Annotated in this window: 21 protein-coding genes; 14 read left to right on the top strand and 7 right to left on the bottom strand. The window is 67.9% G+C overall.

What is annotated here, in order from left to right:
• Nucleotides 1-7: 7 nt before the first annotated feature.
• The 10 genes from rapZ to A8G18_RS17945 all read left to right on the top strand — a co-directional run bounded on the left by rapZ (nucleotide 8) and on the right by A8G18_RS17945 (nucleotide 11,062).
• The gene (gene rapZ / locus A8G18_RS17990; RefSeq protein WP_064064998.1) at nucleotides 8-931 is read left to right on the top strand and encodes an RNase adapter RapZ; all 924 of its coding nucleotides are present in this window, start codon (nucleotides 8-10) and stop codon (nucleotides 929-931) included.
• Complete coding sequence (locus tag A8G18_RS17985; RefSeq protein WP_084421931.1) at nucleotides 928-1,980, top strand: gluconeogenesis factor YvcK family protein; 1,053 nt, start codon at nucleotides 928-930, stop codon at nucleotides 1,978-1,980. Before rapZ ends, A8G18_RS17985 begins: the two co-directional genes overlap by 4 nt.
• Nucleotides 1,971-2,954 carry a DNA-binding protein WhiA gene (gene whiA / locus A8G18_RS17980; protein ID WP_064064913.1) on the top strand — a complete coding sequence of 328 codons (984 nt, stop codon included), beginning with the start codon at nucleotides 1,971-1,973 and terminating at the stop codon, nucleotides 2,952-2,954. Before A8G18_RS17985 ends, whiA begins: the two co-directional genes overlap by 10 nt.
• A 123-nt stretch (nucleotides 2,955-3,077) precedes the next feature.
• Complete coding sequence (gene gap / locus A8G18_RS17975) at nucleotides 3,078-4,094, top strand: type I glyceraldehyde-3-phosphate dehydrogenase (protein ID WP_064064912.1); 1,017 nt, start codon at nucleotides 3,078-3,080, stop codon at nucleotides 4,092-4,094.
• Between the two features lie 26 nt (nucleotides 4,095-4,120).
• Nucleotides 4,121-5,332, top strand: coding sequence for a phosphoglycerate kinase (locus tag A8G18_RS17970; RefSeq protein ID WP_064064911.1), 1,212 nt, complete (start codon nucleotides 4,121-4,123; stop codon nucleotides 5,330-5,332).
• Nucleotides 5,333-5,337: 5 nt separating this feature from the next.
• On the top strand, nucleotides 5,338-6,123 hold the full coding sequence (gene tpiA, locus A8G18_RS17965) for a triose-phosphate isomerase (RefSeq protein ID WP_064064910.1): 786 nt from the start codon (nucleotides 5,338-5,340) through the stop codon (nucleotides 6,121-6,123).
• Between the two features lie 195 nt (nucleotides 6,124-6,318).
• Complete coding sequence (gene secG, locus A8G18_RS17960) at nucleotides 6,319-6,552, top strand: preprotein translocase subunit SecG (protein ID WP_026003669.1); 234 nt, start codon at nucleotides 6,319-6,321, stop codon at nucleotides 6,550-6,552.
• Nucleotides 6,553-6,616: 64 nt separating this feature from the next.
• Nucleotides 6,617-9,379 carry a phosphoenolpyruvate carboxylase gene (ppc, locus tag A8G18_RS17955; protein WP_064064909.1) on the top strand — a complete coding sequence of 921 codons (2,763 nt, stop codon included), beginning with the start codon at nucleotides 6,617-6,619 and terminating at the stop codon, nucleotides 9,377-9,379.
• Nucleotides 9,380-9,469: 90 nt separating this feature from the next.
• Nucleotides 9,470-9,808 carry a YciI family protein gene (locus A8G18_RS17950; RefSeq protein WP_064064908.1) on the top strand — a complete coding sequence of 113 codons (339 nt, stop codon included), beginning with the start codon at nucleotides 9,470-9,472 and terminating at the stop codon, nucleotides 9,806-9,808.
• A 3-nt stretch (nucleotides 9,809-9,811) separates the two neighbouring features.
• Nucleotides 9,812-11,062, top strand: a complete 1,251-nt coding sequence (locus tag A8G18_RS17945; RefSeq protein WP_064064907.1) for an RNA polymerase sigma factor — start codon at nucleotides 9,812-9,814, stop codon at nucleotides 11,060-11,062.
• Between the two features lie 20 nt (nucleotides 11,063-11,082).
• On the opposite strand, the gene A8G18_RS17940 is transcribed toward A8G18_RS17945, so the two are convergent.
• The 3 genes from A8G18_RS17940 to A8G18_RS17930 all read right to left on the bottom strand — a co-directional run bounded on the left by A8G18_RS17940 (nucleotide 11,083) and on the right by A8G18_RS17930 (nucleotide 14,342).
• Entirely contained in the window at nucleotides 11,083-12,213 is a 1,131-nt protein-coding gene (locus A8G18_RS17940; protein ID WP_064064906.1) for a DUF2235 domain-containing protein, read from the bottom strand.
• A 135-nt stretch (nucleotides 12,214-12,348) separates the two neighbouring features.
• Nucleotides 12,349-12,837 carry an SRPBCC domain-containing protein gene (locus tag A8G18_RS17935; protein WP_064064905.1) on the bottom strand — a complete coding sequence of 163 codons (489 nt, stop codon included), beginning with the start codon at nucleotides 12,835-12,837 and terminating at the stop codon, nucleotides 12,349-12,351.
• Nucleotides 12,838-12,905: 68 nt separating this feature from the next.
• Nucleotides 12,906-14,342 (bottom strand): MFS transporter, encoded by a 1,437-nt coding sequence (locus A8G18_RS17930; protein WP_084421927.1) that lies wholly within the window; start codon nucleotides 14,340-14,342, stop codon nucleotides 12,906-12,908.
• A gap of 1,196 nt (nucleotides 14,343-15,538) precedes the next feature.
• Here A8G18_RS17930 and A8G18_RS23455 point away from each other — a divergent pair.
• The 4 genes from A8G18_RS23455 to A8G18_RS17910 all read left to right on the top strand — a co-directional run bounded on the left by A8G18_RS23455 (nucleotide 15,539) and on the right by A8G18_RS17910 (nucleotide 19,533).
• On the top strand, nucleotides 15,539-16,105 hold the full coding sequence (locus A8G18_RS23455) for a hypothetical protein (RefSeq protein ID WP_245207910.1): 567 nt from the start codon (nucleotides 15,539-15,541) through the stop codon (nucleotides 16,103-16,105).
• Between the two features lie 506 nt (nucleotides 16,106-16,611).
• Nucleotides 16,612-16,977 carry a hypothetical protein gene (locus tag A8G18_RS17920; protein WP_064064904.1) on the top strand — a complete coding sequence of 122 codons (366 nt, stop codon included), beginning with the start codon at nucleotides 16,612-16,614 and terminating at the stop codon, nucleotides 16,975-16,977.
• A gap of 106 nt (nucleotides 16,978-17,083) precedes the next feature.
• Complete coding sequence (locus A8G18_RS17915; protein ID WP_064064903.1) at nucleotides 17,084-17,767, top strand: hypothetical protein; 684 nt, start codon at nucleotides 17,084-17,086, stop codon at nucleotides 17,765-17,767.
• Nucleotides 17,764-19,533 carry a GMC family oxidoreductase N-terminal domain-containing protein gene (locus A8G18_RS17910; protein WP_064064902.1) on the top strand — a complete coding sequence of 590 codons (1,770 nt, stop codon included), beginning with the start codon at nucleotides 17,764-17,766 and terminating at the stop codon, nucleotides 19,531-19,533. Before A8G18_RS17915 ends, A8G18_RS17910 begins: the two co-directional genes overlap by 4 nt.
• 385 nt (nucleotides 19,534-19,918) lie before the next feature.
• Here A8G18_RS17910 and pgl read toward each other — a convergent pair whose 3' ends face one another.
• The 4 genes from pgl to tal are packed head-to-tail and all read right to left on the bottom strand — an operon-like array spanning nucleotide 19,919 to nucleotide 24,267.
• Entirely contained in the window at nucleotides 19,919-20,680 is a 762-nt protein-coding gene (pgl, locus tag A8G18_RS17905) for a 6-phosphogluconolactonase (protein WP_064064901.1), read from the bottom strand.
• Entirely contained in the window at nucleotides 20,673-21,581 is a 909-nt protein-coding gene (gene opcA / locus A8G18_RS17900) for a glucose-6-phosphate dehydrogenase assembly protein OpcA (protein WP_332307014.1), read from the bottom strand. Before opcA ends, pgl begins: the two co-directional genes overlap by 8 nt.
• Nucleotides 21,578-23,119: a glucose-6-phosphate dehydrogenase gene (gene zwf, locus A8G18_RS17895; RefSeq protein WP_026003409.1), complete on the bottom strand. Its 1,542-nt coding sequence runs from the start codon at nucleotides 23,117-23,119 to the stop codon at nucleotides 21,578-21,580. The genes opcA and zwf overlap by 4 nt, the downstream gene beginning before the upstream one ends.
• 2 nt (nucleotides 23,120-23,121) lie before the next feature.
• A complete protein-coding gene (tal, locus tag A8G18_RS17890) occupies nucleotides 23,122-24,267 on the bottom strand; it encodes a transaldolase (RefSeq protein WP_064064900.1) in 1,146 nt (381 codons plus the stop codon).
• Between the last annotated feature and the right edge of the window lie 2 nt (nucleotides 24,268-24,269).

The following is a 24,269-nucleotide window of genomic DNA, read 5'->3' as shown; positions in this document are numbered from 1 at the left end:
GGGTCGGATCCCGGGAACGGCGGACGGTTCGGAGTCGGGAGTCGACGGTGAGAGGCCGGCACAGGCCGAGGTCATCGTCGTCACCGGCCTGTCCGGGGCAGGGCTGAGTACCGCGGCGACCGCACTCGAGGACCTCGGGTGGTACGTGGCGGAGAACCTTCCGCCCCAGCTGATGCTGTCCATGATCGATCTCGCGGTGCAGGCCGAGCCTCCTCTGCAACGTCTCGCCGTGGTGATGGATGTGCGCAGCCGGCTGTTCACCGGCGACCTCGAACGTGTCGTCACCGACCTCGCGGCCCGTCCGGTCAACACCCGTGTGCTGTTCCTCGAAGCAGCCGACTCGGTGCTCGTCCGGCGGTTCGAACAGGTGCGCCGCAGTCATCCGCTGCAATCCGACACGGCCGACCGCACGCTCACCGACGGTATCGCCGTCGAACGCGAGCAACTCGCTCCCGTCAAGGCCGCCGCCGACCTCGTGATCGACACGTCCGCCCTGTCGGGGCCCGATCTGCGCCGCAAGATCGAAGCGGCCTTCGGCGACGCCGCGTCCGACACCATCCGGGTGACCGTGGAGTCGTTCGGCTTCAAGTACGGCCTGCCCATGGACTCCGACGTCGTGTGCGACGTGCGGTTCCTGCCGAACCCCCACTGGATCGCCGAACTGCGACCGCATACCGGGCAGGAGCCCGCGGTGCGCGACTATGTACTGTCCCGCGACGGTGCCGAGGACTATCTCGCCACCTATCACCGGCTGCTCGATCTGACGACGGCCGGTTACCGCCGGGAGGGGAAGCGCTACATGACGATCGCAGTGGGCTGCACGGGAGGGAAACACCGGAGCGTGGCGATGGCAGAGGCCCTCGCCGCACGCCTCGAGCAGGCACCGGATCTCACGGTGAACGTGGTGCACCGGGATCTGGGGCGCGAGTGAACTCCGACGAGGCTCCGAACCCCGACGCGGTTTCGAACTCCGACGAGGCCATATCCGGACCTGCGATCACGGCTCTCGGTGGCGGACACGGCCTGTACGCGACCCTCAGCGCCGTACGGCGTCTCACCGAGCGGGTCACCGCCGTGGTGACCGTCGCCGACGACGGCGGATCCTCCGGGCGGCTGCGCGCCGAACTCGGCGTCGTCCCACCCGGCGATCTGCGCATGGCCCTCGCCGCGCTCGCCGGTCCGGACGACGAGGTCCGGGTGTGGACCGAGACCGTGCAGCACCGTTTCGGGGGGACGGGTGCGCTCGCCGGGCATTCCGTCGGCAACCTGATCCTCGCCGGGCTCGCCGAGGTGGCCGGCGACACCGTCACCGCGCTCGACATGCTCGCCCGCGTCCTCGACGTGCGCGGCCGTGTCCTGCCCATGTCGCCGATCCCGCTCGACATCGAGGCCGACGTGTCGGGACTCGAATCCGACCCGCGGGTGAGCCGGTGCATCCGTGGGCAGGTCGCGGTGGCGACCACCCCCGGCAAGGTGCGCAGGGTCCGCCTGATCCCCGCCGATCCGCCGGCCTGCCCGTCCGCGCTCGACGCGGTCTGCGAGGCCGACCTCGTGGTGCTCGGCCCCGGATCGTGGTTCTCGAGCGTCATCCCGCACGTGCTCGTCCCGGACCTGCACGAGGCGCTGGTCCACACGAAGGCGCTCAAGGTACTCGTGCTCAACCTCGCGGCGGAGCCGGGGGAGACCGCCGGATTCTCCGCCGAGCGTCACCTGCACGTTCTCGCCCAGCACGCACCCGATTTCCGTGTCGACCACGTCGTCGTGGATGCTGCCTCGGTACCGGAAGGACGCGAGCGCGAGCACCTGAGCCGGTCCGCGGCCCGATTCGGCGCGGACGTCTCGTTCGTCGACGTCGCGGAGACCGGTACGCATCGACACGACCCCGCCAAGTTGGCAGGGGCACTGGAAACATGTCTGTCCTCGCGCCGTGGAAACCGTGCCGCACGCGGGGACGGGAGGGAGAGCGTCTCGTGGCAATGACAGCGGAGGTCAAGGACGAGCTGAGCAGGTTGTCGGTCACCAGGATCAGCAACCGCAAGGCCGAGGTGTCCGCCCTCCTGCGCTTCGCCGGGGGATTGCACATCGTCGCCGGACGGGTGGTCGTCGAGGCCGAAGTGGACCTCGGTTCGATCGCCCGCCGTCTCCGCCGCGAGATCTTCGAGCTCTACAGCTATCCCGCCGAGATCCAGGTGCTCGGCGCGGGCGGACTGCGCAAAAGCTCCCGGTACGTCGTCCGGGTCGCCAAGGACGGTGAGGCGCTGGCCCGCCGCACCGGTCTGCTCGACGGCCGGGGACGACCCGTACGCGGCCTGCCGGCGCAGGTGGTCGGCGGCAGCGTCTCCGACTCCGCCGCGGCCTGGCGGGGGGCGTTCCTCGCGCACGGCTCGCTCACCGAACCGGGCAGGTCCTCGGCCCTCGAGGTCAGCTGTCCCGGCCCGGAGGCCGCCCTCGCGCTCGTCGGTGCGGCCCGCAGGCTCGGCGTCACCGCCAAGGCGCGCGAGGTGCGCGGCGCCGACCGCGTCGTGATCCGAGACGGCGAGGCCATCGGCGCGCTGCTCACCCACATGGGCGCCCAGGACACCCGCCTGGTCTGGGAGGAACGCCGCATGCGCCGGGAAGTGCGCGCGACCGCCAACCGCCTCGCCAATTTCGACGACGCCAATCTGCGCCGGTCCGCACGCGCCGCAGTGGCAGCCGCGGCGCGGGTCGAACGGGCGTTGGCGATCCTGGGAGAGGACGTGCCCGACCACCTCGCCGCCGCCGGATCGCTGCGCGTGCAGCACCGCCAGGCGTCCCTCGAGGAACTCGGACAGCTCGCGGACCCGCCGATGACCAAGGACGCCGTGGCAGGGAGGATCCGCCGCCTGCTGTCTATGGCGGATCGACGGGCGAAGGAACTCGGTATCCCCGACACGGAGTCGGCCGTCACCGCTGAGTTGCTGGACGAGGCGTAGCGGGGCACGCTGGGAACGGAGTTCGCGCCACGACAGGGCGGCTCCCACCGCACGACCACAGCCCACTAGGGTAGGGGTCACACCAGCACAATCATCGAAATTTCAGGGCAAAGGAGCTTCACTGTGACTGTCCGCGTAGGCGTGAACGGATTCGGACGCATCGGGCGTAACTTCTTCCGTGCGGTCGAGGCGCAGAAGGCGCTCGGCACCACCGACATCGAGATCGTCGCCGTCAACGATCTCACCGACAACGACACTCTCGCGACGCTCCTGAAGTACGACTCGATCCTGGGTCGCCTCGACAAGGACGTGCGTGTCGAGGGCGACTACATCATCGTCGGCGAGCAGAAGATCAAGGCTCTCGAGATCAAGGAAGGCCCCTCCGCGCTGCCCTGGGGCGACCTGGGTGTCGATGTCGTCGTCGAATCCACCGGCATCTTCACCAACGCTGCCAAGGCGAAGGGTCACCTCGACGCCGGTGCCAAGAAGGTCATCATCTCGGCGCCCGCCACCGACGAGGACATCACCATCGTCATGGGCGTCAACCACGACAAGTACGACGGCACGCAGAACATCATCTCGAACGCCTCGTGCACCACGAACTGCCTCGGCCCCCTCGCCAAGGTGCTGAACGACGAGTTCGGCATCGAGAAGGGTCTGATGACCACGATCCACGCGTACACCCAGGATCAGAACCTCCAGGACGCGCCGCACAAGGATCTGCGTCGCGCCCGCGCCGCCGCCCTGAACATCGTGCCCACGGGCACCGGCGCCGCCAAGGCCATCGGCCTGGTGCTCCCCGAACTGCTCGGCAAGCTCGACGGCTACGCGCTGCGCGTTCCGGTCCCGACCGGTTCGGTCACCGACCTCACCGCGACCCTCACCAAGAAGGCCACCGCCGACGAGGTCAATGCCGCGCTGAAGGCCGCTGCCGAGGGCCCGCTGAAGGGCATCCTGAAGTACAACACCGACCCGATCGTGTCCTCGGACATCGTCACCGACCCGCACTCGTCGATCTTCGACGCGCCGCTGACCAAGGTCATCGACGAGCAGGTCAAGGTGGTCTCCTGGTACGACAACGAGTGGGGCTACTCGAACCGTCTGGCAGACCTCATCGGTCTCGTCGGCAAGTCCCTCTGACACTCGCAGAACAGGACATCCGAACAGTGGCAGTTCAGACCCTGAAGGATCTGCTCGACGCCGGTGTCGAGGGCCGTGGCGTGCTCGTGCGCTCCGACCTCAACGTCCCGCTCGACGGCGAGACGATCACCGACGCCGGCCGCATCCTCGCGTCCGCGCCCACCATCCGCACGCTGGCGGAGGCCGGGGCCAAGGTCGTCGTGACCGCGCACCTCGGCCGCCCCGAGGGCGAGCCGGATCCGAAGTACTCACTCGCCCCCGTCGCGGCGAAGCTCGGTGAGGTTCTCGGGCGCAACGTCCAGCTCGCCGGCGACGTCGTCGGGCAGGACGCGCTCGCACGCTCCGAAGGCCTGACCGACGGCGACATCCTCCTCCTCGAGAACGTCCGGTTCGACGCTCGCGAGACCAGCAAGGACGACGCCGAGCGGCTCGCCTTCGCCCGCGAACTCGTCGAGCTCGTCGGCGACGACGGCGCGTTCGTCTCCGACGGCTTCGGTGTCGTGCACCGCAAGCAGGCGTCGGTCTACGACGTCGCGACGCTGCTTCCGCACTACGCGGGCGGTCTCGTCGCGGCCGAGGTCGAGGTGCTCGCCAAGCTCACCACCGACACCGAGCGGCCCTATGCCGTGGTGCTCGGCGGCTCGAAGGTCTCCGACAAGCTCGGGGTCATCGAGGCACTTGCGCCCAAGGTCGACACGCTCGTCATCGGTGGCGGCATGTGCTTCACCTTCCTTGCCGCGCAGGGTTGTCCGGTCGGCACGTCGCTGCTCGAGGAGTCGATGATCGACACCTGCAAGCAGCTGCTCGAGCGGTTCGGCGACGTCATCCACATCCCGCAGGACGTTGTGGTGGCCGACAAGTTCGCGGCCGACGCACAGTCGCAGACCGTCGCGGCCGACTCCATCCCGGACGGATGGATGGGCCTCGACATCGGACCGGAATCCGTGCAGCGCTTCGCCTCGCTCCTCGGCTCCGCGAAGACGGTGTTCTGGAACGGCCCGATGGGCGTGTTCGAGTTCGAGAACTTCGCGGCAGGCACGAAGGGTGTCGCGGAGGCGATCATCGAAGCCACCGGAAAGGGCGCGTTCAGCGTCGTCGGCGGCGGCGACTCCGCTGCGGCCGTGCGGTCGCTCGGACTCGGTGAGGACCGTTTCTCGCACATCTCCACCGGTGGCGGCGCCTCCCTCGAATACCTCGAGGGCAAGGAACTGCCCGGCATCTCGGTTCTGGAGGGCTGACGGGAATGGCACGGACACCGCTCATCGCGGGCAACTGGAAGATGAACCTCAACCATCTCGAGGCCATCGCTCTGGTGCAGAAGATCGCGTTCACCCTTCCCGAGAAGTACCTCGAGAAGGTCGACGTGACGGTCATCCCGCCGTTCACCGACATCCGCTCGGTGCAGACGCTCGTCGAGGGCGACAAGCTCGGCATCACCTACGGGGCGCAGGATCTGTCGGTCCACGACTCCGGCGCCTACACCGGAGAGATCTCCGGCGCGATGCTCGCCAAGCTCGGCTGCACCTACGTGGTGGTCGGGCACTCGGAGCGTCGCACCCTGCACGGTGAGACCGACGAGATCGTCCGCGACAAGACCAAGGCCGCGCTTCGGCACGGCCTCACGCCGATCGTCTGCATCGGCGAAGGTCTCGACGTCCGCGAAGCGGGCAACCACGTCGAATACAACGTCGAGCAGTTGAAGAACTCGCTCGCCGGTCTGTCCGCCGACGAGATCGCGAAGATCGTCGTCGCGTACGAGCCGGTCTGGGCCATCGGCACGGGCAAGGTCGCCTCGGCGGCCGACGCCCAGGAGGTGTGCGCCGCGGTGCGCACCACCCTTGCCGAGCTGGCCTCGTCCGAGGTCGCGGCGTCGGTCCGCGTCCTGTACGGCGGGTCGGTCAACGCCAAGAACGTCGGCGAGCTCATCGCTCAGTCCGATGTCGACGGTGGTCTCGTGGGAGGCGCTTCCCTCAAGGCCGACGAGTTCGCTCAGCTGTCGGCGATCGCCGCAGGCGGTCCGCTGCTCTGAGCGACGAACATCGCGGTGGAGTGCAGGATCTCGTCGAGATCCTGCACTCCACCGCTTTTCGCCTCTGTACGCAGATTTCCCGCCCGGCATCGTGCTCGCAGCGACCCTCACCGGCACACCCACGCCGTCGTCCCACGACGAGCGGGTAAGCTGACGCCGACGTCGCCCACCATCCGAAGGACATCGAACACCGACATGGAACTGTTCCTGGACATCCTCCTGATCGTCACGAGCCTGCTGCTCATCCTGCTGGTGCTGCTGCACCGCGGTAAGGGCGGTGGTCTGTCCAGCCTGTTCGGTGGCGGAGTCCAGTCCAATCTCTCGGGCTCGACGGTGGCGGAGAAGAACCTCGACCGTCTCACCGTGTTCACCGGCATCATCTGGGTGATCGCGATCCTCGGCATCGGACTGCAGATCAAGTTCAGCTGATCCGACCGGGCGCACGGCCGCGTGCGCGGTCGCGCACCGGCCACGAGGCACACATACTGGCCGTATGACGGACGCTGTGCCTACATCTGCGACAGAACCTCTCCGCGAGGACATCCGCCTGCTCGGCGGCATCCTCGGCAACGTCATCCGCGAGCAGGCGGGAGCCGACACCTTCGACCTGGTCGAATCGGCCCGGGTGGAGAGCTTCCGGATCCGGCGCTCCGAGATCGACCGCACCGCACTCGCCGACCGCTTCGCCGGCGTCGCCACCGACGACCTGCTTCCCGTCGCCCGCGCGTTCAGTCATTTCGGTCTGCTCGCCAATCTCGCCGAGGATCTGCACCGCGAACGACGCCGCGCCCTGCACGTGCGGGCAGGCGACCCGCCGCAGGACAGCAGTCTCGCCGCCACCTACGCCAAGCTCGACGCGGCCGGCCCGAGCCTGGACGTCGGCACCGTGACCGACGCGCTGTCCTCCGCCCTCGTCGCTCCTGTCATCACCGCTCATCCCACCGAGACCCGGCGGCGCACGGTCTTCGACGTGCAGACCGCCGTCACCGACCTCATGCGGCGCCGTGAGAAGACCGACGACCCCGCCGCGCTCGAGGAGATCGACCGTGCGCTCTACCGGCACATCCTCACCCTCTGGGACACCGCGCTCATCAGGCTTGCGCGGCTGCGGATCAGCGACGAGGTCGACAACGGTCTGCGCTACTACGACCTCGCGCTGTTCGACGTCGTGCCCGCTCTCAACGCCGAAGTGCGCCGCGAACTCCGGCGACGCTGGCCCGACGCCGCGGTGCTCACCGAGCCGCTGGTGCGGCCCGGCACCTGGATCGGTGGCGACCGCGACGGCAACCCCAACGTCGACGGGGAAGTCGTCACCACCGCCGCGAATCGTGCCTGCGAGACCGCGCTGCGTCATCACCTCACCGAACTCGCGGCGCTCGAACGCGAACTGTCGATGTCCGAACGCACCGCGACCATCAGCGGTGCCCTGAAGAAACTCGCCGACGACTCGGGCGACGAGGATCCCGCGCACAGTGACGAGCCGTACCGGCGTGCCGTGCACGGCATCCGCGCTCGCCTCACCGCGACCGCGGAACGGTTGCTGCCCGGCGTCGACCTGCCCCACACGGTGCGCATCCCGTGCGAACCGTATCCTCACCCGGCCCGCCTGCACACCGACCTGAACATCGTCGACGCATCCTTGCGTGCGGGTGGTGCCGCGGTGATCGCCGACGACCGGCTCGCCCACCTGCGCAGCGCCGTCGAGGTCTTCGGGTTCCACCTCGCACCGCTCGACCTGCGGCAGAACTCCGAGGTACACGAGAACGTCGTCGCCGAACTGCTCTCCTGGGCGGGGGTCACCGACCGCTATCGCGATCTGCCGGAAGACCAGAAGGTCGCGCTCCTCACCGCGGAACTGCGGATTCGCCGCCCGCTCACCGCCGCCGATGCGCACCTGTCGGACGAGACCGCGAAAGAACTCGGCATCCTGCGTGCCGCCGCCGAAGTGGTCCGCCGCATCGGACCGGCCGCCATCGAGCACTACATCATCAGCATGTGCACCTCGGTGTCCGAGCTGCTCGAGGTCGAGGTACTGCTCAAGGAGGTCGGCCTGCTCGACCTCGACCGCGGCTATCCGCGCAGCACGGTGCAGGTCATCCCGCTCTTCGAGACGATCGACGACCTGCGCGGCGGCGCTGCCACGCTGACCGCGGCCCTCGCCGTGCCCGAGTTCCGCAGCCTCGTCGACGGGCACGACGGCCTGCAGGAGATCATGCTCGGGTACTCCGACTCCAACAAGGACGGCGGCTATCTCGCCGCCAACTGGGCGCTCTACCGCGCGGAACTCGACCTCGTCGACGCGGCTCGCACCGCCGGGATCCGGCTGCGTCTGTTCCACGGTCGCGGCGGTACCGTCGGCCGCGGTGGCGGACCGAGCTACGACGCCATCCTCGCCCAGCCGCCAGGAGCGGTTCAGGGATCGCTGCGCCTCACCGAGCAGGGTGAGGTCATCGCCGCGAAGTACCGCGAACCGGTGCTCGCCCGCCGCAATCTCGAAGCGCTCGTCTCGGCGACACTGGAATCGAGCCTGCTCGACGTCGAAGGCCTCGGAAAGGACGCACCGGAGGCCTACCGGATCCTCGACGAACTCGCCGACCTGGCCCGCGCCGCGTACAGCCGCCTGGTCCACGAGACGCCGGGCTTCGTCGAGTACTTCACCACGGCGACACCGGTCTCGGAGATCGGGGCGCTCAACATCGGCAGCCGTCCTGCCTCCCGCAAGCAGACGAAGGCGATCAGCGACCTGCGGGCCATCCCGTGGGTGCTCTCCTGGACGCAGAGCCGTGTGATGCTCCCCGGCTGGTACGGCACCGGAACGGCCGTGCACGACTGGGTATCCGGCGATCCGGACCGATTGGCAACTCTGCAGGATCTCTACCGACGCTGGCCCTTCTTCCGTTCGGTGTTGTCGAACATGGCGCAGGTGCTCGCCAAGTCCGATCTCGGCCTGGCCGCCCGATACTCCGAACTCGTCGACGACACCGAACTGCGTGAGCGGGTGTTCGGCAGCATCGTCGACGAGCACGCCCGCACCGTCGTCGCCTACGAGCAGATCACGGGGTACGACTCGCTCGTCGCGGACAATCCTGCCCTCGAGCGGTCGCTGCACAACCGCTTCCCGTACCTCGAACCGCTCAACCATCTGCAGGTCGAGTTGCTGCGCCGGTTCCGCGCCGGCGAGGACACCGACCGGGTCCGGCGCGGCATCCAGATCACCATGAACGGGCTTGCTACCGCGTTGCGCAACAGCGGCTAGAAAGAGTTTCTCGTCGGGTTGTCGATCCGGCACATGTCCGTTCGTCGTGATGGTGTAGGGACGAACACCACACAGACGGGAGCGACCGCCATGAAGTACATGCTGCTGATCTACGCATCCACCACCGATGAGCCCACATGCACCATCGAGGACTGGCAGAACTACGAGAAGGCGATGCGCGACGCGGGAGTCCTCGTGTCCGGGCACGCTTTGCAGGATCTCGTCACCGCGACGTCCGTGCAGGTCGACGCGAACGGGCGACGCACGGTGACAGACGGACCGTTCGGCGAGAGCCGCGAGGTGCTCGGCGGATACGACGTCATCGACGTCGGCAGTCTGGACGAGGCACTCGACTGGGCGGCCCGCTGCCCCGGTTCGAGGGACGGCGGCACGGTCGTGGTGCGGCCGATCGCGGACTTCGGGGACTGAGCGATGGAGGAACCGGCCGCGACCGTCGAGGCGGTGTTCCGGGAGGAACACGGCCGGCTCCTCGCCGCGCTCGTCCATCGGTTCGGCGATCTCGACCTCGCGGAGGAGGTCGCATCGGACGCGCTGGAAACGGCGCTCGTACGCTGGCCGGCCGACGGGGTGCCCGAGCGTCCGGGTGCCTGGCTGCTCACCACGGCGAGGCGCCGAGCGCTGGACCGGGTACGCCGCGACCGCGTGTATGCGACACGCCTCGCCGAACTCGCCATCGACACCGAACGTCGCACGTCGAACGAACCACCCGAGACCGGTGAGCTGCCGGACGACCGCCTCGAACTGTTCTTCACCTGCGCCCACCCCGCCCTCGCCGCCGACGACCGCGTCGCGCTGATCCTGCGCTGCCTCGGCGGGCTCACGACGAACGAGGTGGCCCGCGCCTTCCTCCTTCCGCCGCCGACGATGGCGCAACGGATCGTGCGGGCCAAGAAGAAGATCCGCGGTGCTCGCATTCCGTTCCGGGTGCCGGGCCCCGACGAACTGCCGGAGCGACTACCGGCGGTGCTTGCGGCGCTCTACTCGATCTTCACCGAGGGTTATGTCGCGAGCAGCGGCGAACATCTGCAACGCCTCGACCTCGCCGAGGAAGCGATCCGCCTCGCGCGCATCCTGCACCGCCTGATGCCGGCGGAACGGGAGGTGAGCGGGCTGCTCGCGCTCATGCTGCTCGTCCATGCACGCCGGGACGCACGCACCGACCCGTCGGGCGCGATGATGCTGCTCGACGTACAGGACCGCACCCGCTGGGACCGCTCGATGATCGAGGAGGGCAGTTCGCTGGTGGTCGCCGCACTCACCGGGGGACCACCCGGCCCGTACGGAGTGCAGGCCGCCATCGCCGCACTGCACGACGAAGCGAACGACGTCGACAGCACCGACTGGCCGCAGATCGTCGCGCTCTACGACGTGCTGACCGCACTGAGCCCGTCGCCGGTCGTCGCACTGAACCGCGCCGTGGCGGTGGCGATGCGCGACGGGCCCGCGGCCGGACTCGAACTCCTCGACGGTCTCGTGGAGGAGCCGAGTCTGCGCGACTACGGGCCGTACGCGGTGGCGCGGGCCGAGTTGCTGAGCCGGGTCGGTCGGAAAGGTGAAGCGGCCGAGGCGTATCGGCGCGCGCTCGAGCTCGCCGGTACCGAACCCGAGCGGCGACACCTTCGATCGAGACTCGTGAGGGCGGCGAACCCACCGGGTGAGTAGAGGATTGCGGGCGCTGGAGCTTACGATTCGGGCAACTCCGGGTCGCCGCGTGATTCCGAGAGAGCGAGCGGCACGGGATCGTCCGGAGGTTCCGGGTCGCACCAGCCGTCGTCGATGCATGCCGGATCGTCCGGGCCGTCTCGGAAGTCGTCCCACCGGAACAGCACGCTCGCGTGGAAGTTCGCGTCGGGTGGGATCGGGCGCCGTGTGCGACCGGCAAGGATCCAGATCCGGCCCATACGATTCGGCTTCGCCTTTGCGTACTCTTTGTCCCGCTGGGGAAGTCCACGCAACTCCGCTTTCCGACGCAGCAGTACCCCGTGCTCACGTGCCCCGTCGAGCACCCACAGAAGCGAGATGTTGGCGAGTCTGTCGTCCTTGAATCCGCCACCCACGTCGGAATGGACGCCGGTGAACCAGGCTTCTTGGATCGCCGCGTTCGTCACCAAGTCCGCCTTGTACGGCCTGCGATATTCGTCGATCGAGACGGCATGCCGACCTGCTTCCACATTCGGGAGGTCCTCGGTCTTCACGAAGTGAAGGTCTCGCCGGAACAGGCCGGGGGCGCTGACAGTGTCCCAGATGCCGAGGTAGTGCACAGGAACGGAGAACGAGCCGTTCGGCGCACGGCACACGGTGGCGGAGAATTCCTGGGCGGCTTTCTCGTTCTCCTCTGTCCACTCGCCCCGGGGCGCATACCTGGCGATCGCATACTGGACGAGGTTTTCTGCCGCCGGTCGTGGAATGCCGATGACGTGCAACATGCCCGCAAACGCCCGGGCCGTGTACGCACCTCGGCTGAACCCGAAGAGATAGATTCGATCTCCCGGCTCCCACTGGTTCATCAGGAAGGCGTAGGCCTCCGCGAGATTCGTCTTGATTCCGACGCCGAATGCGAGCCCGAGCGTGCGCGAGATCTTCTGCCCGACGCGTGTCGACGCGCCGGCCGACGAGAATGTGCCGACCCCCGGGTCGTAGTAGACGATCTGTTCGCCCGTGGTGTTCTCGAGTGCTCGGAACAATCGGACGACGTTGGTGTTCCCCGTGGCGCGAATTTCGTTCCCGGTGCCGTCGAAGCACAGGACGATGTTCTTCGATCCTTTCTTCGTCGTTGTTTCGGTCTGCTGTGTGTCTGTTCCGGGCTGCGGCATAGTAGGACTCCCTGAATGCGTCCGGCTGGTAGACCCGACGCTAGGAGCCCTGACAGGACGTCTCACGGGTAGTGCACTACTCGAATCCGTCCGACGCGTCGGACGGCGTTCCTGCATCGGACGCGTCCGTGCCGGTCAGCGGTATTCGTCGACCAGGTCGAGATAGTCGTCCCATGACGGTGGGCGGGTGCCGGCCAGTGCTGCGTCGAGACGGTCGAGGTAGTACTGCCAGCCCGGCCCGATCTCTCCGGCTTCCGAGCGCGGAACGTGACGGTGCGTGAACTCAAGGGTGGTGACCTTTCCGACCTGGTGCAGCGCAACCTCGAGCTGCCACCCGTCCACGTCGACGGCGAATCCGTCCGGGGGAGAACACCGAAGGATGTCCACGTATGTGGTGGCCGAGTCGTGGTCGTCGGTCATCGTCAACCGCACACGGCCCGTGGCCGGGTCGCCGGTGTATGTGCCGTACCAGCGACCCAGCTTCTCGGAGTCGGTGAGTGCCGCCCAGACCTCGCCGATCGGGAGCGGGAAGTTGCGGTGGTAGCTCAGCCGCACCAGCGACGAGTCGCTCGGGCAATCACGTTCCGGGTTCACTTCGCCTGTGATCGTCCTCGGCGTGCTCATCACGGCTCCTCTCATGGGCGCTCGCCTCACCGAAATTGTCCTGTATCCGGCTGTCGGCGCGAGCCGTTTCACCGCGATGGTTCCTCCGCTGTGGCCAAGGAGGTGCGCAGCCGTTGGTTCGGCAGCAGGGCGACCGCGACGAGTCCGACGACGGACAGCACCGCCAGCAGGAGGAAGACCCGGTCGGTGCCCTCGCCGTGGGGCGGGACCGTCGCGGCGAGGAGGGGCAGACCCACGGCCGCTCCGATGAGGCGGAAGAAGAAGACCGCCGCACCGGCCGCACCGAAACGCTCCGGGGCGACGGCGTTCTGGACCAGCGTCACGAGGTTCTGCAGCAGGACCCCGATCCCCAGACCGAGCAGCAGGACTGCGAGCTCGATCCACCACGGAGCGGTGTTGCCGTCGGCGCACGCGAGCATCGCGCATCCGGCGACCTGGAGCACGGACCCGGCCACGAGCAGTGCCTTCCACCTGCCGGAGCGAGCGATGAGACGACCCGAGGTGTAGGAGGAGGACGCGAGTCCGAACACCAAGGGGGTCAGCAGGATCCCTGTGGCAGTGGCCGTGTGGTGGCGCACCGCCTGAAAGTACTCGCTGAGGAAGGACAGCGTTGCGTAGAACGCGAACCCGGACGACACGGACGTGATCAGAGCGCACGCGACGGTGCGCTGCCCGAGCAGATCCACCGGCACCACAGGGACGGGAGTGCGGCGTTCGACCGCGAGCGCAGCGACGAGCAGGACCCCGCCGACGACGAGGTATCCGACCTGCGGCCACGACAACCGGCTGCCGCCGGAGCTGACCCACACGAGCACCAGCGTCACCCCGGCTGTGAGCAGTACCGCGCCGGCCCAATCGACCCGCGCATCCGACGAGCTGCGCGGCCGCGACTTCAGCCTGCGTCGCAGTGCGACCAGCGCCACGCCGGCCGGTACCGCGGGCACGAGGAAACAGGCCCGCCAACCGAGAGGAGTGTCGACGAGTGCGCCGCCGAGGAGCGGACCGCCCGCCATCGACACCGCCATGACCACGGCGCCGTACCCGGCATAACGGCCCTGTTCCCGCGGCGGGATGAGAGCGCCGAGCACCGCCACGGTCACGGCCACGACGCCGCCGAGACCGACCCCGTGCACCACGCGACCGGCGAGGAGAACGGACAGAGCCGGAGCGCAGGCCGAGATCACCGACCCCGCCGTCAATGTCAACAGCGCCGCCTGGACGAGAAGACGCGTGTCGTAGCGGTCGGATATCGATCCCCAGACCGGGGTGGTGGTCGCGTTGGCGAGGAGAGCGACCGTGATGATCCAGGTCAGGCCGACGGAGCCGCCACCGAGTTCTGCTGTGACGGCAGGTAGTGCGGGGATCGCGACGGTGCCCGAGAGCAATGCGGCGAACAGCGCTGCGAGCAGGGGGAGCAGCACCGCGAGGATGTCGTGATGGGTGGGTGGTGGGTCGACGGATGTCGGTGACGAGAGCTGCGGAACCGCAGCTCGGTGCGAGGACATGACGGGGTCCTTGGACGAAGTCGGCGTTCGACGGAGTCGAGGGCAGGGCCGGAACCGAATGCGACACGAAGTGAGGGCGCACGGGGATCGGACCGCCGGAAGGCGGGATCACCGATGCGATACTCGTCGCTCCGTCTTCTGCATTCGCATTACTTCTCCTCGGACGGGTGGACGCTTCCGTGTCCACCGAATCGATATTCCCAGTGTGCGCCGTCGGCAGGCATCAGCACGAGTAGTGCGTTACTCGATCCCGTCGGACCGGACCGGACCGGACCTGATCGAGAAGAGCATTTGCGAGACCGCATCTCGCAACGTCGTTCGAATGATGATTACCACCGGATGGGAAGGTGGCAAACCGCAGCAAGGCGCACCGACGTCGGTCTGTTCTCGACATCCTGTGGCGCGTGTGAGTGAAGGAGGACCAGACGGGTGAAGACCTGCTCTCTGCACGCAGGCCCTCCACCTGTCGACCGCAATCAGGTAGGGAACTACCCGTGCCTCGGAGTTCGAAGTGCGGCACCCTCGGTATCGACGCAAGACGTCGACCGGAGGTACCGATGTCTACCGCGACCACACGATCCGACGGACAACCACCCCCGGTGCTCCTCGCCTCCGGCGGGAAGACTGTCGAGTTTCCCGACATGGGCGGTCCCGTGAGTGCCGGATGGCAGGAGGGCACGCTGACGCGTGCTGCGGAACTCGAAGCGATCTGCGAATGCGTGGAACAGCAGCAGACACATACGGAGGGACGCGTCCTGTGCGGAGCCGTTCGTCGGCATCTCGAAGCAGCTCGCGGCGCTGCAGAATGGGGAAAGTCGCGGTTGCGCCGACCACTCCTCGTTCTGCACAGCGGTCCATTGATGGAACGCGCGATGAGCAACCTCGACGCCGGCGAAGCCCATCTGTTGAACCTGGAGCCGGCTGCGGATGTACTCGGTCGGATGCCCTGTTTGCTCAGGCACGTGCAGTGCCACCTGCGTCCGAACGATCCCCGTAGGCAGGAATTCGAGCGCTTCGCGCGGAGGCTCGGGATGGGAGAGTTCGATCAGTCGCTGCCGACTCCCACCGAACCCAATCGGGCAGATCAGGAACGGATGGTAGAGGAGGAGCGACGGAAGATCGTCGCCATCGTGCGGGCAGCGAGTTCGGCCGGTCTCCGAGAGCAAGTGCGGCTCCGCAGTTTTCGAAACATTGTGGTGACCACGACCGTGCTCTTGACGCTCCTCGCCGTGGGAATCGCGATCACCGGCCTGATCTACCCACAGTTGGTTCCGATGTGCTTCGCGCCGGAGGAATCGGGCAGGGCAATGGTGGTGTGCCCGAACGGCCAGTCCGGACCCTTCCTCCCGAGCGGGGGCATGGCATCGGGTGGGCAGGGGGTCGACGACATGGTCAGAGCTACCGTTCGACCGGCGGATCTCCTCGTCATCGAACTGGTCGGAACGACGGCTGCTGCCATAGCCGCCGCAGCCGCGATACGCGGTCTCAAGGGCTCGTCCGAGCGGTACGGCCTACCGGTTGCACTTGTTGCACTCAAGCTCCCGATGGGCGCGATCACTGCGTTCCTGGGGTTGTTGTTGCTGCGCGGCCAGTTCGTCCCGGGACTCGGCGCACTGGACACCTCGGCGCAGATCGTCGCCTGGGCGCTGGTATTCGGCTACGGGCAGCAACTGTTCACGAGACTCGTCGACCAGCAGGGGCAAGTCGTACTCGAGACCGTGCGTGGTGCCGACAAACGAGAAACCGGAACGAGTTCGGACTGAAATCATGACTTCGAAGGATGGGCAGACGACAGAGTCGATCACCGGCACGCTGAAAGAGACGAATGTGCTGAATCCTTCGTCATTGATGTTCGCGGTCCTCGCCTCCGTGGTGTGCACGGTGATCACACCGGCCTTCGGTGCCGGCCGCGCGGGCACGCCGGCAGCTGCGGCTGCAGGACCAGTAGTGGCTGCGATCATCACGACTCATGGCCGCGGTCCCGCTCGAATCGCCGGAATCTGCGGATTGGCGCTCGTAGCCCTGCTGATCACGGTGACCGGGTTCACGGCAACCGAACTGGCTGGTGGGGGGACAGGCATTCGCTACCGACCGGCAAGGAACGTTCGTCGAGACGGACAGCATCGCCGCTTCCGGCCGGACGAGTTCGGCTTCCGAGGTCCACCCGGATGGCACGTCGATGCCCGGACCAGGCATACAAGTGGGTTCCGCCGTCGAATGCGAGCCCAGTGGTAGCGGCTCGACGTGCGGACCGATAGAAGTTCTCAGTGTGGGAACAGAGGACCTGCAGGTTACGTCGCTCGAACTCGAGGGCCCGAATGTCGCCGGGTTCGACTACTCCGGTGATTGCTCCTCTGTGGTGTCGGGATCATCGTGCAGCCTCCTCGTCACGATCTACTCCGCAGTGGACGAAGGGGAGTTCGATGCGGTGCTCGTCATCAACCAGAACCTGCCCGGGCCACCGACCTACGTGACACTCTCCGGTGCCGCGTCGTGCACTACCGAATCCTCGAACGGGGACGACTGCGGCGGTGTGACGACCGGCAGCTCGCCTTCGGTGCCGAGCACTCCCGGAGTGTCCGATCGGGTCCCTGTGAGCACATCGAGCGAGGACGATCTCGTGCCGGAACCTTGATCCGTGTTCGCACTACGGGGGTGCTGGGAAGTGGGATTCGGGCGAAATACCGCACCCGTTCCGTGACATCTCGTACGCTGCACGCCGGAAGCGACGAGGGGGCGACGTGGACGACGCGCAACAGGGGTACTGGAACAGGCGGCGTTTTCTCGCCGGAATGGCCACGACCATGGCGGCCCTGGTCGGCACCGCAGGGGTGTTCGCGCGGGAGTCGGCCGCGAGTCCGCCGAGCGAGACGCCTCCGGTGCGCGACACGATCAACGGAGTGCTCGCGTTCGTCGTACCCGGCAACGACCTGTACTCGCACCAGCAGGGCGTGTGGACCGACAGGCCCGGTGGCGTCACCGTCGGCACGGCGGAATCCCTCGAGCGAACTTTGGACCAGGCGTCGCCGATGCCGCTGCTCGGCCCCGAGGCGGGCAACCTGCCCGGCGCCGCGGCGATCGCGGTGCTGCTCAACACCTTCGGTGTCACCGCCGACCCGCGTTCGGTGAGTGGGCCGTTCGCGGCGCCCTTCGCGAACCTGAGTCACGCCGCGAAAGCGCAGGTCTTGGAATGGCTCGACACCGACCCGCGTTTCGAAGGTCTGGTGCTGAAGTTCATGGTCAACGCGATCCCCACCCTGGCGGCCTTCGCGGCCTTCGCGGAGGTCTCCGCTTACGACCGCGCGCGCCGGCAGATCACGGGACGCCCGGTCGGCTGGGAGCTGAGCCGCTATGCCGGGCCGAGCGACGGGTGGGACGAGTTCCTGGGCTACTACGGCGGAATCGACGAGGTGGGGGACAGATGACCGACGTCATCGTCATCGGGGCCGGTGGCGGCGGACCCGTCGTGGCCAAGGAGCTCGCAGCGCGCGGCCTCGACGTGCTCGTTCTCGAGGCAGGACCTCGCTTCGCCGACCCGGAGAACGAGTGGACCCACTTCGAGGACGACATCAACAATCCGATCACCGGGCTGTTCCGCCACGGGCCGGGAGACCGCTCGGGCACGCCGTGGCTGCGTGATCTGCCTCAGAACTCGTTCGTGTGGCAGGTGTCCGGCGTGGGGGGCACCACGCTCCACTTCTTCGGCAACTCACCGCGGGCGGCACCCGGCGCGTTCTCCGGATACGACGGCGCCGACCGCGACATGTACGACACGGCGCACCTGTTCCCCTTCGGCTACGACGATCTACGTCCCTACTACGAGTGGGTGGAGGCCACGTTGCCCGTGCAGACCGCACCGATGGGCGCCAAGGAGCAATTGTTCCTGCGGGGCGCAGCCGCCATGGGTCTGCCGCACCAGACCTCGCTCGACACCACCGGGGCAGCCCACCGCGCCCAGCAGAACGCGATCCTCCAACCCGGTGGCACCGCCGGACGCACCCGCGACCGCGCGCGTCTGCACCATCCCGAAGCACGGGGTTGCACGATGTGCGGGCACTGCTATCAGGGCTGTTTCCTGCCGCTGGGGGCGCCGCGCAATCTCAAGGCCAAACGGTCCACCGACAACTCGTACGTCCCGATGATGCTCACCGCAGACGCGTGGTCATCCCCGGGGCGTGCCGTCACTCTGATCGCCGATGCGGTGGTCTCCGAGATTCTCGTCGACGAGGTGAACGGGGAGACCGTGGCACGCGGCGTGCGGTTCACGACAGCGGGGGAGGAGCACGAGGCGACCGCCCCGGTGGTGGTGCTGGCAGCCGGGTGCATCGAGAGCCCGCGATTGTGGCTGAACTCGACGCTGCCGAATCCGAACGGTTGGGTCGGCCGCGGTCTCACCGACCACCACATGGACGCGGTCTTCGGCGTCTTCGACGAGTACACCGGACAGACGCGCGGACCGGGTTCCAACGCTCGCGTCGATCTGCCCGGCTACGGCGGGATCGAGCAGGTCGGTCTGCCCCCGGCGTTGATCGCGTATGCGCTGAACTTCAGCGACTCCGGCATCCACGGGTACGGACGTGCCGGCGGTGTCGTCGATTCCGCGGGGGCCGACAGTATGGGGCGGCTCGTCGGACGCGACCTGCTCGACACGATGGCGGACGCCGACCGCGTCCTCGCGGCGCTCGTCATCTCGGACGACGACGTCGAACCTGACAACCGCGTGACGCTCTCACCGATCCTGTATCCGGACGAAGGAGGTCCGGCGCCGCGGGTGACCGTGCAGCATCGTCGGCGCTCGGCTCGTACCCGCCGCAATCGTGACTACGCGACCCGCAAGGCCGTCGAGTTGATGAGGGCGGCGGGTGCGAAGAGGGTGCATCGCTGCGATTGGCCGCCGCTGATCCTGCACTCGCAGTCGAGCATGAGGATGGGGGTGAGCGACCGGGATTCGGTGCTCGATGCCGACGCCGAAGCGCGGTGGGTGAAAAGGCTGTTCGTCGCCGACAATTCGGCGCTCGCCAACAGTCTGGGAGGTCCGAACCCGACGTTGACGACGCAGGCGCTCGCCACCCGCACAGCCGAGAAGATCTTCGCGAAGTACTTCGGTGGCGATCCCTGGGTGGCACGTGAGAACCCCGTGTCGTCGATCGACGACCGCGTCACCGCCGCGGTGATCGAACGGGGTATCTGACCGCTCGCTCCCGAATCGGAACCGTCGATTTCGTTCCGAATGGAACCGTCGGGCGTCCCGGCGCGTCGAACGAGACAGAGGGCCGTGACGACAACGGTCCACGACGGGAGGAGTTCACCGGCATGGACCCACGAACGGTGCGATGTGTCCCGGGTCGATCACCACTACGAGCACTACGGTCGACGGCAGGTCCGCGATCGTCGATTCGGATGCGTTGTGTGCGAAGCGGTCTCGACGACCGCAGCGGTGGCCACTCCGCAGGGGATCGTCGCACGGAGACGGACGAGGCCGACGACCCCGACTTCGACGGTGCCGGCGCGTGAGCGCCGAGTCGCCGATCGCGGCCTCACGACGCAGGCAGCGATCTCGGCAGTACTCGGCTCGATCATGAGGCCGGAAGTTGCGCGGCGGCCTCCGGATCGAGGAACCACACGGTGCGTTCGGTGCCACGGGCGCCCGCCGAGGGGAAATCCTCCGGTGCGGCACCGGCCACGGCCGCCGCGACGGCCTCGGCCTTGGCGGAGCCGGTGACCAGCAGCCACACCTGGCGCGCCCGTTGTACGGCGGGCAGCGTCAACGTCACCCGCGCCGGCGGCGGCTTCGGTGAATCGTCGACACCCACCACGAAACGCTCGGACTCGCGCACCGCATCGGTATGGGGGAACAGCGAATTGATGTGTCCCTCACCGCCCATGCCGAGCAGGTGCACGTCGAACACCGGCACGGTGCCGTCGGGGGAGTGTGCGGCCAGGAGTTCGGAGTACCGTTGCGCCGAGTCCTGCGGCGTGCTGCACCCGTCCTCGCCGAGCGCCGGCATGGCGTGGATGCGGGTCGGGTCGATCGGCACGTGGTCGAGCAGAGCGTGCCGGGCCTGCACCTCGTTGCGATCCGGATCGCCGGGCGGGAGGAAACGCTCGTCGCCGAAGTAGACGTTCACTGCCGACCAGTCGATACCGCCCTGGGCGCGGCGCACATGCTCGAGCATCGCGATACCGGTGCCGCCGCCGGTGAGCACGACATGGGCCTGCACCCGCTCGCGCTGCGCGGCGACGACCGCGTCGACGAAGGCGGACGCCGCCGCGCTCGCGACCTCGTCGGCATCGGCGAAACGCAGGATCTCGGACGGGTTCCGGGCGAGGTCAGGCATATTCCACCTTCGGCAGGGCCGACAACGCGGCTTCGTAGACTTCGTCGGGATCGAGTCGGCGCAGTTCCTCGGCGAGGCATTCGGCCGAGTTCCGGCGCGCCAGGCTGATCAGCGAATCGGGTTTGTGGGTACGTTCGAGGGTTGCCACGCGGCCTTCCTGCGGTCGCTCCAGAGCGATCGTCTGCGAGGCCGTGCGCAATTCCACCCTCAGTTCGCCGATCGTTCGCTCGACGGGACAGTCGAGACGGCTCGCGAGCCAGCCTGCGAGCAGATCGACCGCGGGCTCGGTTCGCAGCCCCGAGACACGGGCCGAGAGCACCGGCTCGTGCGGTGGCTGGTCGAGCGCCGAGACCAGCAGTGCCCGCCAGTAGGTGATCCGTGCCCAGGCCAGATCCGTGTCGCCCGGCCGATAACCGGACAAACGGGTGGCGAGATCGGCCTGCGGGTCGTCGGAGTTGGTCACGTCGGTGATGCGGCGGACGGCGAGACGTCCCACCGGATCCTCGGCCGGTACCGCAGGGGCCTGGTTGGGCCACCACGCGACGACGGGCGTGTCCGGCAGCAGGAACGGCACCACAACCGATTCCTGGTGCTCACCGAGTTCGCCGTGCAGGGCGAGGATCAACGCCTCGGACGCGCCCGCCTCACCGGCGACCCGGATCTCCGCGTCGAGCCTCGACGGGCCGTCCTGGCGACCGCGACCGACGACGATGACGCGGCAGGGATGTTCCTTCGACGCCTCGGTGGCCGCGGTGATCGCGGCGTCGAGGCCACGGGCGTCGCCGGCGCACACGATGAACGTGAGAACACGTCCCTGCGTGACCATTCCGCTCGATCGTCGCAACTCCACCAGCTTGCGGCTGATGGCGTTGGCGGAGGTGTTACGCAACTGCAGCCTCACGGACGCCTCCATTCCCGGCCCGTACGACGGAGCATCTCGTCGGCCGAATGCGGACCCCACGTACCGGACTCGTAGGGTTCCGGTCGCCCGTTCGCCGCCCAGTGCTCGAGCACCGGATCGAGGATCTTCCAGGACAATTCGACTTCCTCGTCCACCGGGAACAACGACGGGACGCCGAGGAGCACATCCAGGATCAGTCGCTCGTAGGCCTCGGGGGAGGAGACCGTGAACGCCTGGCCGTAGCTGAAGTCCATGTTCACGTCCCGGACTTCCATCTCGGAGCCGGGCACCTTCGACCCGAAGCGCATCGTGATGCCTTCGTCGGGTTGTACGCGGATCACCAGCGCGTTCTGACCGAGCTCCTCGGTCATGGTCTTGTCGAACGGCAGGTGCGGGGCCCGCTTGAAGACCACTGCGATCTCGGTGACGCGGCGGCCGAGGCGCTTGCCGGTGCGCAAGTAGAAGGGCACACCCGCCCAGCGGCGGGTGTCGACCTCGAGGGTGATGGCCGCGTACGTCTCGGTGGTCGAATCCGCCGCGAAGCCCTTCTCCTCGAGCAGACCGACGACCTTCTCGCCGCCCTGCCACCCGGATGCGTACTGGCCGCGCGCGGTGGTCTCCTCGAACGGCTCGGCCGGCCGGGTCGCCGACAGCACCTTGATCTTCTCCGCGTGCAGCTCCGACGCCGCGAAGCTCACCGGCTCCTCCATCGCGGTGAAGGCGAGCAGCTGAAGCAGGTGATTCTGGATGACGTCGCGGGCTGCTCCGATGCCGTCGTAGTAGCCGGCGCGACCACCGAGGCCGATGTCCTCGGCCATCGTGATCTGCACGTGGTCGACGTAGTGTGCGTTCCACACCGGCTCGAACATCTGGTTCGCGAAACGCAACGCGAGGATGTTCTGAACCGTCTCCTTGCCGAGATAGTGATCGATGCGGAAGACGGATTCCTCGGAGAACACCTCACCGACAACCGAATTGAGTTCGCGTGCGCTCTCGAGGTCGTGCCCGAAGGGCTTCTCGATCACGACGCGGCTCCACGAGCCGTTGCGTTGCGCGGCCAGACCCGAACGCGACAGCTGCCCGCACACCACGGGGAAGGCGTCCGGCGGGACCGACAGGTAGAACGCGTGGTTGCCGCCCGTACCCCGTTCGCGGTCGAGCTTCTCGAGGGTCGTCGCGAGTTCCGCGAATGCCGCGTCGTCGTCGAAGGTGCCCTGCACGAAGCGGATCCCTTCCGCGAGGCGCTGCCAGACCTCCTCGCGGAAGGGGGTACGCGAATGTTCACGCACCGCGTCGTGGACCACCTGACCGAAATCCTCGTCGGCCCAATCCCTCCGGGCGAAACCGACGAGCGCGAATCCGGGCGGCAGGAGACCGCGGTTGGCGAGATCGTAGACGGCGGGCATCAACTTGCGCCGGGCGAGATCGCCGGTCACACCGAAGATCACCAGCGCGCACGGGCCGGCGATACGGGGCAGTCTGCGATCTCTGTTGTCCCGGAGCGGATTCACCCACTCCGCCGCACCGGATTCGGGCACGTTCAGCCCTCCGCGCCCGGCGCGTGAGCCGCGAGCTGTTCCGCCGTTGCCGCGAGCAGGTCCTTCCAGGACACGACGAACTTCTCCACGCCCTCGTCCTCGAGCTTGCGGAAGACGTCGGGAAGATCCACGCCGACCGAGGTCAGCGCGTCGAACACCTGCTGGGAAGCGGCGACGTTGCGTGTCACGGTGTCGCCCGTGACCTCGCCGTGGTCGGCGACGGCCTCGAGGGTCTTCTCCGGCATCGTGTTGACGGTATTCGGCGCGACCAGCTCGGTGACGTAGAGCGTGTCGGGGTAGTCGGGGTTCTTCACACCCGTCGACGCCCACAGCGCACGCTGGGGAACGGCACCGGCCTCGGCGAGCTGCTCGAAGCGCGTTCCGCCTTCGAACGCCCGCTGGTAGGCGGCGTACGCGAGTCGCGCGTTGGCCAAGCCGGCCTTGCCGCGCAGAGCCAGCGCCTGATCGGTGCCGATCTCCTCGAGGCGCGGGTCGATCTCGGTATCGACACGCGAGACGAAGAACGACGCCACCGAGCGGATCGCCGACAGGTCGTGCCCGGCGGCCTTCGCCGCGGTGAGACCGTCGAGGTAGGCCTCGATGACCCGCTCGTAGCGCTCGACCGAGAAGATCAGGGTGACGTTGACGCTGACACCCTCACCGATCACCCGGGCGATGGCCGGCAGGCCCGCCACCGTCGCGGGGATCTTGATGAACAGGTTCGGGCGGTCGACGACGCGCCACAGGTCGAGGGCCTGCTGGACGGTGTCGTCCGTCTTGTGCGCCAGACGCGGGTCGACCTCGATCGACACCCGTCCGTCGAGACCGCCGGTCGCCTCGAACACCGGTGCGAGGACGTCGCAGGCCGAACGGACGTCGTCGGTGGTGACCGTGCGGATCGCCTCGGTGGCGTCGGCGCCGGCTCCGGCGAGGTCGCGGATCTGCGCGTCGTAGGCGTGGCCCTTCGACAGGGCGGCCTGGAAGATCGACGGATTGGTCGTCACACCGACGACGCTGCGGGTGGCGACGAGCTCGGCGAGCTTGCCGGAGTCGATGAGGTCGCGCGACAGGTCGTCCAGCCACACCGACACACCCTGGGCGGACAGTTCGGCCAGCGCAGCGTTCTGCGTGGAGGTCTGCTGGGTCATCG

The organism is Rhodococcus gordoniae (assembly GCF_001646655.1).
In the GTDB taxonomy this organism is placed as follows: domain Bacteria; phylum Actinomycetota; class Actinomycetes; order Mycobacteriales; family Mycobacteriaceae; genus Rhodococcus; species Rhodococcus gordoniae.
This window is presented reverse-complemented; position numbering and strand designations above follow the sequence as displayed.

Coding starts and splice junctions, on each gene's coding strand:
- tpiA (WP_064064910.1), top strand. CDS start 5,338: ATGGCACGGACACCGCTCATCGCGGGCAACTGGAAGATGAACCTCAAC.
- secG (WP_026003669.1), top strand. CDS start 6,319: ATGGAACTGTTCCTGGACATCCTCCTGATCGTCACGAGCCTGCTGCTC.
- ppc (WP_064064909.1), top strand. CDS start 6,617: ATGACGGACGCTGTGCCTACATCTGCGACAGAACCTCTCCGCGAGGAC.
- A8G18_RS17950 (WP_064064908.1), top strand. CDS start 9,470: ATGAAGTACATGCTGCTGATCTACGCATCCACCACCGATGAGCCCACA.
- A8G18_RS17945 (WP_064064907.1), top strand. CDS start 9,812: ATGGAGGAACCGGCCGCGACCGTCGAGGCGGTGTTCCGGGAGGAACAC.
- A8G18_RS17940 (WP_064064906.1), bottom strand. CDS start 12,213: ATGCCGCAGCCCGGAACAGACACACAGCAGACCGAAACAACGACGAAG.
- A8G18_RS17935 (WP_064064905.1), bottom strand. CDS start 12,837: ATGAGCACGCCGAGGACGATCACAGGCGAAGTGAACCCGGAACGTGAT.
- A8G18_RS17930 (WP_084421927.1), bottom strand. CDS start 14,342: ATGTCCTCGCACCGAGCTGCGGTTCCGCAGCTCTCGTCACCGACATCC.
- A8G18_RS17910 (WP_064064902.1), top strand. CDS start 17,764: ATGACCGACGTCATCGTCATCGGGGCCGGTGGCGGCGGACCCGTCGTG.
- pgl (WP_064064901.1), bottom strand. CDS start 20,680: ATGCCTGACCTCGCCCGGAACCCGTCCGAGATCCTGCGTTTCGCCGAT.
- tal (WP_064064900.1), bottom strand. CDS start 24,267: ATGACCCAGCAGACCTCCACGCAGAACGCTGCGCTGGCCGAACTGTCC.